At 28.0% G+C, this 15,668-nt stretch carries 14 protein-coding genes, 2 tRNA genes and 1 pseudogene; 12 read left to right on the top strand and 5 right to left on the bottom strand.

The window, feature by feature from the left end; genetic code table 11:
- Nucleotides 1-96 (bottom strand): annotated as a pseudogene (locus HZY31_RS05690) (IS6 family transposase); the annotation flags it as partial.
- 159 nt (nucleotides 97-255) lie between these two features.
- Between HZY31_RS05690 and HZY31_RS05685 the strand changes: the two are divergent.
- On the top strand, nucleotides 256-1,473 hold the full coding sequence (locus HZY31_RS05685) for an iron-containing alcohol dehydrogenase (protein ID WP_297318458.1): 1,218 nt from the start codon (nucleotides 256-258) through the stop codon (nucleotides 1,471-1,473).
- Nucleotides 1,474-1,489: 16 nt separating this feature from the next.
- Here the strand turns inward: HZY31_RS05685 and HZY31_RS05680 are convergent, their stop codons facing one another.
- Complete coding sequence (locus HZY31_RS05680; RefSeq protein ID WP_297318457.1) at nucleotides 1,490-1,792, bottom strand: monovalent cation/H+ antiporter subunit E; 303 nt, start codon at nucleotides 1,790-1,792, stop codon at nucleotides 1,490-1,492.
- A gap of 108 nt (nucleotides 1,793-1,900) precedes the next feature.
- Between HZY31_RS05680 and pfdA the strand changes: the two genes are divergently transcribed.
- Nucleotides 1,901-2,326, top strand: a complete 426-nt coding sequence (gene pfdA / locus HZY31_RS05675) for a prefoldin subunit alpha (RefSeq protein ID WP_297318462.1) — start codon at nucleotides 1,901-1,903, stop codon at nucleotides 2,324-2,326.
- Nucleotides 2,327-2,415: 89 nt separating this feature from the next.
- On the opposite strand, the gene HZY31_RS05670 is transcribed toward pfdA, so the two are convergent.
- Nucleotides 2,416-2,489 (bottom strand) — tRNA-Val (locus tag HZY31_RS05670).
- Between the two features lie 40 nt (nucleotides 2,490-2,529).
- Here HZY31_RS05670 and HZY31_RS05665 point away from each other — a divergent pair.
- The 9 genes from HZY31_RS05665 to HZY31_RS05625 all read left to right on the top strand — a co-directional run bounded on the left by HZY31_RS05665 (nucleotide 2,530) and on the right by HZY31_RS05625 (nucleotide 11,921).
- Nucleotides 2,530-3,672, top strand: a complete 1,143-nt coding sequence (locus HZY31_RS05665) for a nucleotidyltransferase family protein (RefSeq protein ID WP_297318456.1) — start codon at nucleotides 2,530-2,532, stop codon at nucleotides 3,670-3,672.
- Complete coding sequence (locus HZY31_RS05660; RefSeq protein ID WP_297318455.1) at nucleotides 3,629-4,315, top strand: RNA ligase partner protein; 687 nt, start codon at nucleotides 3,629-3,631, stop codon at nucleotides 4,313-4,315. The genes HZY31_RS05665 and HZY31_RS05660 overlap by 44 nt, the downstream gene beginning before the upstream one ends.
- Nucleotides 4,316-4,394: 79 nt before the next feature.
- The gene (locus HZY31_RS05655; protein ID WP_297318454.1) at nucleotides 4,395-4,751 is read left to right on the top strand and encodes a DUF356 domain-containing protein; all 357 of its coding nucleotides are present in this window, start codon (nucleotides 4,395-4,397) and stop codon (nucleotides 4,749-4,751) included.
- A 20-nt stretch (nucleotides 4,752-4,771) separates the two neighbouring features.
- Nucleotides 4,772-5,299 (top strand): hypothetical protein, encoded by a 528-nt coding sequence (locus tag HZY31_RS05650; RefSeq protein ID WP_297318453.1) that lies wholly within the window; start codon nucleotides 4,772-4,774, stop codon nucleotides 5,297-5,299.
- A 56-nt stretch (nucleotides 5,300-5,355) separates the two neighbouring features.
- The gene (ileS, locus tag HZY31_RS05645) at nucleotides 5,356-8,478 is read left to right on the top strand and encodes an isoleucine--tRNA ligase (RefSeq protein WP_297318452.1); all 3,123 of its coding nucleotides are present in this window, start codon (nucleotides 5,356-5,358) and stop codon (nucleotides 8,476-8,478) included.
- Nucleotides 8,479-8,586: 108 nt separating this feature from the next.
- On the top strand, nucleotides 8,587-9,357 hold the full coding sequence (locus tag HZY31_RS05640; protein WP_297318451.1) for a DNA-methyltransferase: 771 nt from the start codon (nucleotides 8,587-8,589) through the stop codon (nucleotides 9,355-9,357).
- Between the two features lie 16 nt (nucleotides 9,358-9,373).
- The gene (locus HZY31_RS05635; RefSeq protein WP_297318450.1) at nucleotides 9,374-10,603 is read left to right on the top strand and encodes a hypothetical protein; all 1,230 of its coding nucleotides are present in this window, start codon (nucleotides 9,374-9,376) and stop codon (nucleotides 10,601-10,603) included.
- A gap of 57 nt (nucleotides 10,604-10,660) precedes the next feature.
- Complete coding sequence (locus tag HZY31_RS05630) at nucleotides 10,661-11,779, top strand: tRNA (guanine(10)-N(2))-dimethyltransferase (RefSeq protein WP_297318449.1); 1,119 nt, start codon at nucleotides 10,661-10,663, stop codon at nucleotides 11,777-11,779.
- A 64-nt stretch (nucleotides 11,780-11,843) separates the two neighbouring features.
- Nucleotides 11,844-11,921 (top strand) — tRNA-Ile (locus tag HZY31_RS05625).
- 62 nt (nucleotides 11,922-11,983) lie between these two features.
- On the opposite strand, the gene HZY31_RS05620 is transcribed toward HZY31_RS05625, so the two are convergent.
- Together HZY31_RS05620 and HZY31_RS05615 are read right to left on the bottom strand one after the other, a co-directional pair.
- Entirely contained in the window at nucleotides 11,984-13,936 is a 1,953-nt protein-coding gene (locus HZY31_RS05620; RefSeq protein ID WP_297318448.1) for an ATP-dependent DNA helicase, read from the bottom strand.
- Between the two features lie 32 nt (nucleotides 13,937-13,968).
- Complete coding sequence (locus HZY31_RS05615) at nucleotides 13,969-14,802, bottom strand: YkgJ family cysteine cluster protein (RefSeq protein ID WP_297318447.1); 834 nt, start codon at nucleotides 14,800-14,802, stop codon at nucleotides 13,969-13,971.
- Nucleotides 14,803-14,934: 132 nt separating this feature from the next.
- Between HZY31_RS05615 and HZY31_RS05610 the strand changes: the two genes are divergently transcribed.
- Nucleotides 14,935-15,666 carry an ABC transporter permease gene (locus HZY31_RS05610; RefSeq protein ID WP_297318461.1) on the top strand — a complete coding sequence of 244 codons (732 nt, stop codon included), beginning with the start codon at nucleotides 14,935-14,937 and terminating at the stop codon, nucleotides 15,664-15,666.
- The last annotated feature ends 2 nt before the right edge of the window (nucleotides 15,667-15,668 follow it).

The following is a 15,668-nucleotide window of genomic DNA, read 5'->3' as shown; positions in this document are numbered from 1 at the left end:
TAAAATCCCAGATAAAATTTTAATCTCCACCGATTTCCTATCTCTCTTAAAAAGTTCCGCCATTCGTTCCTTTAATACTTCTATCGTCAGCTTCATATCCCCTATTTTTTACTTCCATATTTTTAAATCTTTCTTATCTTGACAGTCTCATTAACATAAATATATCTATAATTACTATATCGTAAATTATAAATAATATTTTTAAAATAAGTATTATGTTAATAAATCAAAAAATAAAAAATGTAGAGGGATAAAATGGCAAGATACGAGGGGGAAATAGACATTAATAATGTCTTTGAGTTAAGATGTAAGCCAACATGCTACTTTGGAGTAGGAGCAATAAATAAGATTGACGATATATTTAAAGAATTTGTAGACAAAGGTATGAAAAATGTATTGTTTGTTACAGGTAAATCCTCTTATAAGAAATGTGGGGCATGGGATGTTGTTGAAAAGAGTTTAGAGAAGTATGATATGAATTATGCTATTTATAACAAAGTATCTCCAAACCCAACAGTAGATATGATTGATGAGGCTGTTGCTTTAGGTAGAGAGATTAATGCCGACATTGTGGTAGGGATTGGGGGAGGTAGTCCAATAGATACTGCTAAAGGTGTTGCAGTATTATTAGAATATCCAAATGAAGATGGTAGAAGTTTATATGAGTATAAATTTACACCAGAGAAGGCTAAACCAATAGTAGCAATTAATACTACTCATGGAACTGGAACTGAAGTAGATAGGTTTGCAGTAGCAAATATTCCTGAGAAAAACTATAAACCAGCATTAGTTGCAGAGTGTATATATCCAAAATACTCTATTGATGACCCTGCATTACTTACAGGATTACCAAAAAAGCAAACACTTGCTACAACAATTGATGCATTAAACCATGTTACTGAAGCTGCAACGACTATAACAAGAAGTCCATATTCAATTGATTTGGCAAGGAGAACGATTGAAATTATTGCTAAATACTTACCAATAGCATTAGAGGAGCCTAAAAACTTAGAGGCAAGATATTGGTTATTATATGCCTCTGCAATTGCAGGAATAGCTTTTAATAATGGATTATTACATTATACACACGCATTGGAACATCCATTGAGTGGAATTAATCCTGAAGTAACACATGGTATTGGATTGGGTGTTTTATTACCAGCGGTTATAAAACACTGTCATAAAGCATTGCCAAAAACATTTGCACATATTTACGAACCAATAGTTGAAGATGTTAAGAAAGCAGAAGAGGATGGTATTTATTTAGCAAAACAAGTTGAGCAATGGCTAAATAGTGTAGGATTAACTGAAAAACTGCCAGATTTAGGATTTGGAGAAGATGACATTCCACAATTAGTTGATTTAGCATTTAACACTCCAAGTTTAGATTTATTATTAAGTTTAGCTCCTGTAGAGGCTACAAGAGAAAGGGTAGAACAAATCTACAGAGATTCTATGAAACCTATTGAATAAAATATTTATTTTTAATTTAATCAAAAATTTTTTTAATGTATGGTTCAAAAGGTACAATATCCTCTCTACTCCTTGGACTTATTGTAGCCACTTTTAACTTTCTCTTTTCTGGGATTAGATCTATAACTAATGTTCCCGGTGTGGCTGTTATTGACCATGATAATAAAATTAAACCAGTTGGATTGTTTATAATAGATTCTATTTCTATAATCTCAGGTTTTATATCTCCATTAATACATCTTCTAACAACATCAATCCAAGACTCAGTAATTGCCTTAATTAAAACAGCCAAGTATCCAATAACTCCAAACAATCTCATAATAAACCCCTATAAATTTCCAATTTAATAAACATAATAAAATTTATTAGGAATAAGTATATATTTTTTATGTTTATTATAATTACTGAGGTGAAAATTATGGAGAATATGAACGAAGATTTAAGACAAAAAGCTATAGTTTTAGAAATGTATAATCAACAATTGCAAATGCTTCAAAGTGAATTAGCATCAATAAGAACATTAAGATCAGAAATAGAAAAGTCAATAAAAACTCTTGAAAATATAAATGTTGATTCTGAAACTTTAATTCCTGTTGGTCCAGGTGTTTTTTTAAAGGCAAAAGTAATAGATGATAAAGCATTAATTGGAGTAAAGTCAGATATATATGTAGAGAAATCATTTAATGAGGTTGTTGAAGATTTAAAAAAGTCTATTGAAGATTTAAATAAGGCTGAAAAAGAAAGTATGAAAAAAGTTGAGGAATTAGTTAAAATAATTTCTGCATTAAAGAAAGATTTACAAGAATCTATTCAAAAAACTCAGGAAAAGAATATAGAAGATAATAAAACTTAAAAATGCTCTTTTAATTAATTTTTTTGCTAATCCAGTCATTCATATATTCGCATTAACAAATTTATCTTTCTATAATAAAATAGAAATAGTGGGCCCAGCCGGATTCGAACCGGCGACCTTCGCCTTGTAAGGGCGACGTCATAGCCAGCTAGACCATGGGCCCTCGACATCTATAAAAATCTAATTACTCATATATAAACTTTATGGTTATTGGTGAAATTATGGATTTAAATTTAAAAATTTTTTTAGAAGATAGAGAAGAGATAATTAAAGATTCCAAAAGAAAGGATGAATTATCTTTTAAAAAATTTAAAAAAATTGTAGAAAAAATTAAAGAAAAAGAAAATAAAGATAAAATTGTATGTGATTTTACAGAATACAATCCATTACATAGGGGGCATAAATATGCATTGGATGTAGGGAAAAAGTATGGGATTTTTATTAGTGTTTTGCCTGGACCATTAGAAAGGAGTGGTAGGGGAGTTCCATATTTATTAAACAGATATATAAGGGCAGAGATGGCTATAAAGGCAGGGGCTGATATTGTTGTTGAAGGACCACCAATGGGAATTATGGGTTCAGGGCAGTATATGAGATGCTTAATAAAAATGTTCTACCACTTGGGGGCTGAAATTATACCACGGGGCTACATTCCAGAGAAAATTATAGAGAAAGTTATTAGTTGCATAAATAAAGGATACCACATAAAAGTCAAGCCCTATAAAATTATCTGTGTGGAGACAGGAGAAGTTTTAAGGGAAAAATTAAATATAGACAATTATGTAATTGCTTCAATGTCTCAAATGATTTATAAATTAAATAAAGAGGAAGATTTAAATTTTCATCCAAAATTTGTGTTTATTAGAAGATTGGAAGGAATAAGTGGAACTAAGATAAGAGAGGCTATATTTAACAATAGATTTGATGATGTTAAGGATATGCTACCATCTACAACCCTTGAAATATTAAAAGAACTATCAAATAGTGGAAAATTAAATAGTTTAATATTAAAAAGATTTGAAGATAGAATTTTAGAAACTGTAAATGAATATGATATTTATAAGTATGTTCCTAACAATGTTGCTGAGATATTAGAAAAAAATAAACCATACAATAATATAGATGAAATAAAAAATACTTTACCCAATGGATTTTCAAAACATTTTAAAGAAAGAATTTTATCCAAGTTAGAGGCAAGAATTCCAAATGAAACCATTTCAAAATATATAAATAATTACCCTTCTAAAATAAGAATATTAGCAGTTAAAGATAATGATGAAATAAATCAAAATATGTGGAATTATGCAGAAACAGAGATTTTGCTTAGATACAAGTGCATTCACTGAACCCTCGGTTAGAAAAGCAATGAATGTTAAGACAATTACAGAATTAACAGATAAATTGATGGATTTAATAGCAGAAGCAAGGATAAAGTTGAATATCTCGTGTCATATACCATATCCAAGTGTATATAAGGAGTTAATTGGATTCTTACATAGTGAAAATTGTCCAAAAGATGTTATAATAAAGGTAGATACTTGGCTCGTTAAGAAAACTCCAAACAGATATGAGATAAAAATTCCTTCAGAGATATTTTATGAATATGTTAAGGATTTGAGGGAGAGGATTAATAAAGGGATGAGAATTGGAGAAGAGCATATAATAAAATCTTCTGATATGGTTTATGAATTATCAAAAAGACATCCAGAAATGAGAAAGGATGAAATTATAAATAAAGTTCTATCAAAAACAATAAATACATTTAGAAATAAATATCGAAGTGCTTTAAGAGTTGGAACATTAGACAGTGCTCCAGATTTGGATGTTTTACTTTTGGCCAAAGAGTTAGATGCCGCAGTTGTAGCTACTGATGGGGGAATAGAAAAATGGGCTCAAAGATTAGGATTAAGATTTGTAAATGCCGTTAATTTTCCATTTATGCTTGAGGAATATTTAAGGCATGCGGATAGACATAGAAGATATTTATAAAAAATTTTATTAATAATATAATGAAATAAAAATTACTTGAATTAATTATAGATTAATAAAACACGAATTAGGGATAGTTATGACACTACTATTAATTAGAGGAGATAGTTATGAAAAATTGAAGAATGCCTTAGCAGATGTAGATAGACATGCAGAATTAACAATTATAGGAAAACCTAAAATTATAGTTCCAGAGGCGGCTGATGAAATATTAGGACATATCTTAGGAGAGGTAAAAAAGCCATGTAAAAAGGCATGCGTTGCGAAGATTGCTGAAAAGGCTCCAAAAGCAATAGATAGAATTAGAAAAATTCATCCTCCTGCTCATATAGTAGTCATTAGTGAAAGATATGGAGATATATACTATAAACTGTTAGATGATTTTCCAAAATTGCCAATATTAAAAGGTTATTACAAATCAAAAAAAAAGAAATAATTAATATTTATGGTGATTATATGAGTAAAAATAAGTATCCAACATTAGTCGAGATAAAAAACAATAAACAAAGGACAATAGAAAAAGGAGAAAAAATGCTTAAAGAATTAAATGAGATTAGAGTGCTTTTAGAGAAATTAAGAAAAGATGAAGAAAATAACATAGACAAAATTACTGAACTTGAAGAAAAAGAGAATTATTTAGCTACTAAAATTTTAAAATTAGATTTAGGTATAAAAATATTAGAAATTATTGAATACATTATGGAAAACGATATATTTGGAGATTCTTGGAAAATTATAGAGGAAAAAGTGCCTTATGATGAATTATTAAATATTGTCGCTGAAAAAGGATTAAATATAAAAGAAATTTGTATGGAGTTATATAAGATTGCTAATTTAAATAACAAAGATATTTTAAATAAAATTCAAAATTTACCAGATGAAGATTATCAAAAAGTTTCTGGGAATATTCAACTTAACAAATATTTAGATAAAATAATTTCAAGAATTCGTAAATTAAAATCTCTTACAAAAGATAGAACCTAAATTTTTACTAAAAATATTCTTTCTTTTTATAATGTAACAAAAACTGAGGTGAGTAAATGAAAAGTGTAGGGCCAGTTAATTTTAGAGAGTTGGACAAAAAAATAAAAAAATTCTGGGAAGAGAATGATATATATCAAAAAGTAAAGAAAAAGAATGAAGGAAATAAAGAATTTTATTTTGTTGATGGACCTCCTTACTGTTCTGGGGCAATACATCTTGGAACTGCATGGAATAAAATAATTAAAGATACATATTTAAGATTTAAAAGAATGCAAGGATATAATGTTTTAGATAAAGCTGGATGGGACATGCATGGCTTACCAATAGAGGTTAAAGTTGAAAATGAGTTTGGAATAAAAAACAAGAAAGAGATTGAAACAAAAATTGGTGTAGAACAATTTATTGAAAAATGTAAAGAATTTGCTTTAAAACACAAAGAAATTATGGAAAATCAGTTTAAAAACTTAGGAGTTTGGTTAGATTGGGAAAATGCATACATGCCAATAACTAAGGAGTATATGGAGATAGGTTGGTGGACATTAAAAGTTGCTCATGAGAAAGGATTATTAACAAGAGATTTGAGGGTTGTCTATTGGTGTCCAAGATGTGAAACTGCCTTAGCAGAGCACGAAGTTAGAGGAGAGTATAAAGAAGTTTATGATCCATCTGTTTATGTAAAATTTAAATTAAAAGATGAAGAAAACACCTATATTATAATTTGGACAACAACTCCATGGACTTTAATAGCTAACTTGGCTGTTGCAGTACATCCAAACTATGACTATGCTTATGTAGAAGTTGAATTTGATGACAAAAAAGAAGTTTGGATTATTGCTGAAAAGTTAGTTGAGGATGTTATAAACAAAGCTAAAAAATTATACAATATCAAAAACTACAAAATAATTAAAAAAGTTAAAGGAAAAGAGTTAGAAGGAATAAAATATATTCATCCATTATTAGATGAGAATGAGAGGCAGAAAGAATTTGCTAAATTAGAAAATGCTCATACTATAATATTAGGGGAGCATGTAACCTTAGAGGGAGGAACTGGTTTAGTTCACACAGCTCCTGGACATGGGGAAGAGGACTTTGAAGTTGGTAAAAAATACAATCTGCCTATATATTCACCAATAGATGATGAAGGTAAATACATAGAAGGAAAATGGAAAGGAGTTTTTGTTAAAGATGCAGATAATGAAATAATAGAAACTCTAAAAGATAAAGGATTGTTAGTTTATGTTGGAAAAATAAAACATAGTTATCCACACTGTTGGAGATGTAAAACACCTCTCTTGTTTAGAGCTACTGAGCAGTGGTTTTTAGAGATATCAAAAATTAAAGATAATATTATAGAGCATGCAAAAACTGTTAAATGGATACCTCACTGGGTTGAAACAAGATATATAAATGGAGTTAAGTTTGTTGGGGACTGGAATATAAGTAGGCAGAGGTATTGGGGAATTCCATTGCCAGTATGGGTTTGTGAGAAATGTGGAAAATATATAGTTGTGGAAAGTGTTGAAGAATTAGAGGAGAGAATGATAAATAAAGATGAAGTTGGAGAGATTAAAGATTTGCATAAACCAACAGTTGATAAAATAAAATTGAGATGTGAATGTGGAGGAGTAATGGAGAGAGTTCCAGATGTCTTAGATGTTTGGTTTGACTCTGGATTAGCTCCTTATGCTTCAATTGGTTCAAAAACATTAAAAAAAGCTGACTTTATAACAGAAGGGCATGACCAAGTTACTAAGTGGTTTTATTCACAACATGCACTTTCAGCAATTGTATTCAATGACATCCCATACAAAAAATGTTTAATGCACGGCTTTACTTTGGATGAACGTGGAGAAAAGATGAGTAAGAGTTTAGGAAATATAGTTAATCCAGATGATGTCGTTGAAAAATATGGGGCTGATTTATTAAGATTCTATCTTTTAAGTGCAAACAAGGTTTGGGAAGATTTAAGGTTTGTATGGAGTGAAATGGATGATGTTTTAAGTTTATTTAATACCTTATGGAACGCCTATATGTTCGCTGTAAATTACATGGTGTTAGATAACTTTAAACCTGATAAAAAATACTTTGAACATCTAAAAGATGAAGATAGATGGATTTTAAGTAGAGTAAATACTGTTGCCAAAATAGCAATTGAAAACCTTGATATTCCATATTTCCACACATACACATGGACATTAAAAGATTTCATATTAAATGACTTAAGTAGATGGTATATTAGATTGATTAGAGATAGAACATGGAAAGAAAAAGATGACTATGATAAATTAGCAGCATATCAAACACTCTACTATGTCTTATTAAAGTTATCTATAATAATGGCTCCTGTATCTCCTCATGTAGCTGAGGCAATATATCAAAACTTAAAAACAGAAGATATGGAAGAAAGTATATTTATGAATAAAATAGAAGTTGATGAAGAGTTTATTGATGAAGAGTTAGAGAGAGATATGGCAATAGTTAGAGATATAGTTGACGCTATTTATAGAGGAAGAGATAAAATAAAATACACCTTAAGATATCCATTAAAAGAAATAACTATTGCTGGTGGGGAAGAGGTTAAAAAAGCAGTAGAGAGATTTAAATACATAATAAAAAATCAGGGTAATGTCAAAAATATCAAATTTGGAGAAGTTGAAGGTAGCAAATACATAATAAAACCAAACTATAAAGAGTTAGGTAAGAGATATAGAAGTGAAGTTCCAAAGGTCGTTGAGATATTAAAAAAAGTAGATCCTAAGGAGTTAATGGAAAAATTAAAAGAAGGTTCTGTAATATTGGATGGATATGAAATTAAGCCAGAGTATGTTGAAATTAGGTTAGAGGTTCCTGAGCACATTGCAGGAGTTGAATTTTCAAAGGGAACTGTCTTTATAAATACTGAAATTACTGATGATTTAATAAGAGAAGGGTTAATGAGGGAAATTATAAGAAGAATTCAAGCAATGAGAAAAGATTTAGACTTAGATATAGAAGAAAAAATTAAAGTTAAAGTTGAAGGAGTAGATATAGATGAGTTTAAGGAAATTATAGAAAGAGAAGTAAGGGGAATATTTGTAGATGATATAAAAGAGGACTATACAAAAGATTGGGAAATAAAAACTCCAAATGGGGAAATATATAGAGTTAAAATAACTATCGAAAGAATAAATAAGAAATAAATTTAATTTTTTATTAGTTTTTTATTTAATTTCTATTTTATTTTTGCTTTATTTATTTTTGTTTCGAACGCTTTTATAATTAAATTTAATAATTTAGGTGACTTAATTATGAAATTGGGTAAATTTGAGATAGACAATATTTATTTAGGAGATAGTTTAGTTTTAATGAAAGACATTCCAGATGATAGTATTGATCTAATTGTTACAGACCCTCCATATGGAATTAACTTTAAAGGTAAAAAGAATAACTACAATAGAAAATATGAGAATGTTTTAGAAGGTTACAATGAGATTCCCAAAGAAAAATATTACGAATTTTCTTATAATTGGATGAAAGAGGCATATAGAATATTAAAACCAACTGGGAGTATGTATGTATTTTCTGGTTGGACAAATTTAAAGGATGTTCTCAATGCATTGGATGATGTAGGATTTATAACAATAAACCACATTATTTGGAAATATCAATTTGGAGTTTTTACAAAAAGGAAATTTGTTACATCCCACTACCACATTTTATTTGTTGTTAAAGATGAAAAAAGATACAAATTTAATAAAATAGAACATTATCCAGAAGATGTTTGGATAATAAATAGGGAGTATTGGAGAGGTAAAGTTAAAACTCCAACAAAATTGCCTACTGAATTAGTTAAAAAAATTATTCTATATGGAAGTGATGAAGGAGATATAGTTTTTGATCCCTTCCTTGGATCTGGACAGGTTTGTGTTGTTGCAAAAATGCTAAATAGACATTATTTAGGTTTTGAAATAGTTAAAGAATATTATGAATTTGCAAAAAAGAGATTAGAAGAAATTGAAAGGCAAAAAGAGAATGGATTAATAAAGTGGATTAATAAGAGTAATACTATAAAAAAATAAAGTAAATGGTGTCATAATGGATAGTAATACAATAGAAGAATTTTTAAAGGATTTAGTTAAAAGAATATGTGAGATTGGAAAAGAATATCAATTAAAACCAGATTTACGTGAAGTTGAACCATTTCAACATTTTTTAGATAAAAATGGAGAAATAAATTATTCTGATTTAGATAGAAGAGATGGAAAATTTACGAGGAGAGAAATTTTAGCAAGATATTTGGTGTTAATGGTCGTTTTAGATCAGGGACCAGATATTATAGGAGTTAGAAAACTGCTAAATGGTGTTATAACTAACCTTTATAGAGAAGAAATAAGAATTCTTCATAGACCATTAGATTTTTTTAAAGAGTTGGGAATATCAATTGATACTTTAATTGAACAACATGAATCGGTTAAAAAAATAAGAGCAGAAACATGGGCAAAATTGAACAATACTAATCCTTCAAAGTATAATTTATTCTTTGCACAATCACAAAGAGGTATTGTTCCGATTAAACAGGTTTTAGATTATTCAATACATAGATGGGGCACTCCTTTGGCTATGTATTTACTATTAGAAAAAGATTTGGAGAAAGAAAATAAACAGTCAATAGAACCTCTTATTGAATATTTAGAAAGTTATGATTCAGCTGAGTTAATGGCGAGAGGTTTAAAAGATAATGAAAGATATGGATTAGGAAGTGCTATAGGAGATAAAGCGTGCCATTTATTTGCGAAATTGTATGTAAATAGATTAAATCTTAAAAAAAGGAGTGATACTGGTTGGACTGGAATTTCTTATGAGGTCCCATTTGATAGTAATGCGGGTAGAGTTTTATTTAGATGTGGATTTTTAACTAAAATAGGTACTATTAAAGATTATATAAAATGGGATGTAATCCAAAAAGGAAGAGGTAAAGGTAAAAAAGATTATATTCGAGTTACAAATTTAAGAGGTAAAAAAATTTCAATTAATGATGAAAATCTAAAACAAGAATATGATGACTTAGTTATTAACTATTTAAAAATAAATAAAAGACCTCCAAGAAATATAGAAATTCAACACATTCCAAACTTATTAATAAAAATTATAAATAAAGAAGAAAATGTAAATTATTCAATAGCTGATTTTGATGATGGTTTAATATATATTGGAACTAACTTTTGTTTTAATCACGATAGTCCAAACTGTAAAAAGTGTCCAATAAGAAATTTATGCATTGGATATAACGAAAACAACTCACTAATTAAAAATTATAGAACTTAAATCTAAATATAAAATTATTCTTTATTTTCTTTTAACAAATTTATAATGAGTGAGATTATGATTTTAAAAGAGGGAGATGTTATTTTTGAAGTTCCAGATAAATTAACAATTACAAAGAAGGACGAAGTTTTTTACAACCCAAGAATGAAAACTTGTAGAGATTTAAGTATAGTTATAGTCCAAGCATTTTTAAATTTATATCATAAAGTTGATAAATGCTATATATGTGACGCTTTGGCAGGTAGTGGGATTAGAGGTCTTAGATATGCAAAAGAAATAGAATTTCGTGGAGACTTACAAGTTTTCTTAAATGACATAAATCCAAAGGCATATGAAAAAATAATAAATAATGCTAAAATGAATAAAATTGAGAATATAAAAGTTTTTAATGAAGATGCAAACACATTTTTATCAAAACATTTTAGATTTTTCAATGTTATAGATTTAGATCCCTTTGGCTCTCCATCTCCTTATATTGACCAAGCTATTAGGGCATTAGTTACAAGAAATGGGTTGTTATGTATAACTGCAACAGATACAGCTGCTTTATGTGGAAGATCTAAGAAATCATGTTTAAGGAAATATTTAGCATATCCATTATTTAGTAGAGATTGCCATGAGTTTGCATTGAGAGTTTTGGTAGGATATGTTATGAGAATGGCTACAAAATATGAAATATCTTTAAAACCTGTATTTTGTCATTCTACTGATCATTATGTTAGAGTATATTTAATTACTGATAGAGGAGCTAAGAGGGCAGATAAAACCTTTGAAATGCTTGGCTATGTTAAAGATATTAATGGAATTAAGATAATTAAAAAATTTGAAGAAGGTTATGAAAAAGGATTCTCAGGGCCTTTATATATAGGTAATTTATACGATAAAACTCTCGTTGATGAAGCTTTAAAAATAGCTGAGGAAAGAAAATTAAATGAGAGAGTTTTAAAAATATTAAATGCCATTAGTGAGGAAGCGGAAATAAATCAAGTTGGTTGTTACGATACTCACCAATTAGGAAAGATTTTAAAAATATCAGTTCCACCAATAAAAGATATTATAAATAAATTAAAAAAGTTTGGTTTTAAAGCCACAGTTACTCACTATAATTCAAAAGGAATAAAAACTAATGCTACATTAAAAGATGTTATTGATGTAATGTATAGTTGTAAAAATTAATTTAAATTAATCAATTAACGAAAACTATATATATGGGTTATTATTATCTATTTTTTGCTCTTGTAGGGCGGTGGCTCAGCCTGGTTAGAGTGCTCGGCTGATAACCGAGTGGTCCGGGGTTCAAATCCCCGCCGCCCTACCATTTTTTATTTTTGAATAATATATTTATTAATTTAAATATATAAATTAATTTTTGTATAAAAATTATCTTCTAAACTGACTCATAAATTTAGGAATGTATTTTATAGCCATATTTAAACTCATAATTTCATAGTCATCTTTTAAATAACCTTTTTCCTTCAAAACTCTTCCAACCCAATCTGAAAATCTTTTATCTTGTATAACTACAACTCCATAATCGTTTTCTGTTCTTATCAATCTACCTATCATTTGAATTAAGGTTCTTGCCATTCTATCAAAAGAGGTCATTAAAAAAGATCTCCAATGAGCATTTTTAATATTTCTTTTTTTGAATTTTTCTTCTAATATTTTTTGTTCTCTTAATATTAAAGGAGTAGGAACTGGAAATGGTAGTGTGTCAATAACAACACCAACTAATGCCTCGCCGGGAATATCTACCCCTTCGGCAAATCTACCAGTTGCCAATAAAATCCCTCCAACTCTCTCAAATCTTTCTTTTAATTCCTTAGCCTCTTTTCCATCCATTCCCTGCTCATACACGTGAATGTTTTTATTTTTAATATTAGTTTTATCAATTTCTCTTTTTAGATATTTATAAAAGTTATCTAAATCTTCAAAGCTCTTAAATAAAACTAATGTGTTTCCATTTATTGCCTCCAATATTTTTAATAAGTTTTTATTAGCCTTTTCTCTATCTCTTCTTTCATACTTCATATCTACTCCATCTTTTAAGCCTATAATTATCTTCCTATCTTTTGGAAATGGGCTCTCTAAAACTAAAAAATCTGGATTATCCACTCCTGTTTTTATAGCGTGCATTTCTAAGTTTCCTATTGTGGCAGAACAATGAATAACTACTGCATTATTATAAAGTTCTTTTAAATGAGAACTAACAAAAACTGGCTCACATAGTAAGGAATTTCCACTTCTATATATTACATAATTATCATTAATATATTTTAAATTTTTGATATTTTCAATAAATTCAAGAATGTGCATATCAGACAATTTCCTCTTATGAATAAAATCGAGTTCTATAGAAATTAAAGCTCTATTATCAATATTAAATTTAAGTTCATTTTTATCAATCTCTTCATTTTCATTAAATTTTAAAATTTTATTTTTTATATTGTTTATTTGATAGTATCCATCTAATATAGATCCTAATATAGCCAATTCTGTCTTATATCTCCAAGAGTGTAATTCTCCATCAAAAATAATCGTTTCTTTGCAGATATCTATATCTACATTTTTATTAACTAAATAATTCTCAATAATTTCCCAGAAGTTTTCATCCTCAACATTTAATCTCTTTTTTAAAATATTTGGAGCGTAATAAATAGCCATATATTTCAATCTATTAATAGCCATATCTGGATTAATAACTATTGTAGAAGCATTTCTTACACTGTTCTCTAATTTGTGTGCCTCATCACAGATAATTATATCTATATCTCTTTTACTTTCAATATCTTCCTTTGCATAGTAAAACATACTATTATTTACTACAACAATATCAGCCAAAATACTATCAATTTTTGCCTTTTGATACTCACAAACACAATAAGGACAGTGGTAAATTGTCTTATTTCCTAAATTTATTGCCTGTTTTTTAGTTCCACAGTAGCATATAGGTCTTTTATTTGGTCTATAAGGACATTTTTTGTTTAGTTGGCAGTATAACCTATTTGCTTTTCCACCCTTTGATTTACATATATAGTTACCTTTTCCCATCAGATAGGCAACCTTTAAATTATGCTTTATAGAACTTAAATCCTCGTAAATTCTAACCTGTTGGTCAATAGTTTCAGTTAAAATAACAACTTTTTTTCCCTTTTCAGCAAAATATATAGCGGGAATTAAATAACCCAAAGTTTTCCCTACACCAGTTGGAGCCTCAATTATCAAATTTTTTTTATTTAAAATACTTTCATAAATTTTTAGCATCATTCTTTTTTGTGGCTCTCTAATCTTAGGATAAGGAAACTTTTCTTTAATATATTTTTTAAAATCCATAAAAAATCCCAATTCTGTAAATTTTTAAAAGTTTATTTTAAATTGTAGGTATTATCTATAAATAACTTTTTATCAATATTACCTTCAGCTCTTAATACATTTTTAAATTTAGAAAGATATTGAGATATTTTTAATAATTTTTCTACTTCTTCATAAAATGGGATCTTTCTAAAATGCTCTCTCCTATTTAACTCTAATAGGTATCTTATAATTTCCTCCTCATTTTCTTGATTAGAGTATTTTGCAATGTTGTTTTTTATAGATTTAAAAAGTTCTACATTTATTAATTTTATATTACTACCAAAAATTTCTTTGCATCTTTCAAACATTTCATCAAAATTTTTACTACTAAAAATATATCTTCCAAACTCTTCTCTCTCTTCCCAACTAATTCTAAAATCTTTATATAGTAAAGTTTTACTACTATGTTCCATTCCATTTTCTATAATTTCCTCAAAATTATCAAAATAAAGTTCTTTTATATATTTAATAACTTCTTTAATAACTTTTTTATCAGTTTCTCCCTTACAAATTCCTTTGCAGTAATGTTTTATTATCAACAAAGGAGTTCCATTCCACTTTACCATACTACTGAATGGAAAAATTTTACACATTAAAGGTTTAAACTCATAACCTTTTTCTAAATGAACTCTACATAAATTATTATTTAATAAAATACATCCTCTTTCATTAATTTTTACTCTATATTTAAATTCTCCTTTGCATCTCTCTATACAATCTTTGTAATCTTTAAGTTTTAAAACATCGAAGTAATTTAAATATATTCTCCATCCTTCACAAGAACAGCAGTATGCACAATTAATACATCTATAAGTGATTCCATTAAAAGTAATCTCCCACTTCATATAAGTCACTTAAAAGATTTTTTATATTAAGAGTTTATTTAAATTTACTTATGAGTATTACTTAACAATTAATGTTAATGTAATTTAATGTTAATAGATAATAATTAACCATAGAGATGGGTGATTATTTTGATGTTATTTATAAAACTACTCTATGCATTCGCTTTTGTTATAGTAGCCATTGTTATCGCATATATTGAAAAGTTAGGCATTGAGAAAAAAATATTTTATGTTTCAATATTGGCGTTAATTCAACTGTTTATATTGGGATATGCCTTACTTTATATTTTTTCTTTAGGAATGATGGGAGCTTTTCTTATGATTTCTGTAATGATTACTGTGGCATCATATTTAATAATGAAAGAAATAAAATTAAAGCATAAGAAAAAACTTTTTCTTAGTTTATTTGTTACCTTTTTAACGACAACTATAATTTCATTAATTATATTGGTATTTTCTGATGTTATTAAATTTGAGCCTATTTATGTAATTCCACTAATGGGAATGGTTGTTGGTAATACAATGAATACAGTCCATTTAACCTTAGATAAAATCATAGATTTAGTAAAATCTGAAAGAGATATTTTATGGGGATATTTGGCATTAGGAGCTACGGAATTAACTGCTTTAAAGCCATTTATAAAAAATGCCGTAAAGTCAGCAATAATTCCACAGATGAATAGAACGAAATCTGTTGGAGTTATCTTTATTCCGGGAGCTATGGTTGGTATGCTGTTGAGTGGGGCTAATCCTATATATGCTGCTGAAATTCAAATTGTAATAATGTGGATGATTTTAAGTTCGTCAATAATTTCTGGAATTTTGATTTGTTATTTAATGTATAAAGAGATTATTAGGGTATAATA

This window comes from Methanocaldococcus sp., from assembly GCF_024490875.1.
In the GTDB taxonomy this organism is placed as follows: domain Archaea; phylum AGJL01; class Methanococci; order Methanococcales; family Methanocaldococcaceae; genus Methanocaldococcus.
This window is presented reverse-complemented; position numbering and strand designations above follow the sequence as displayed.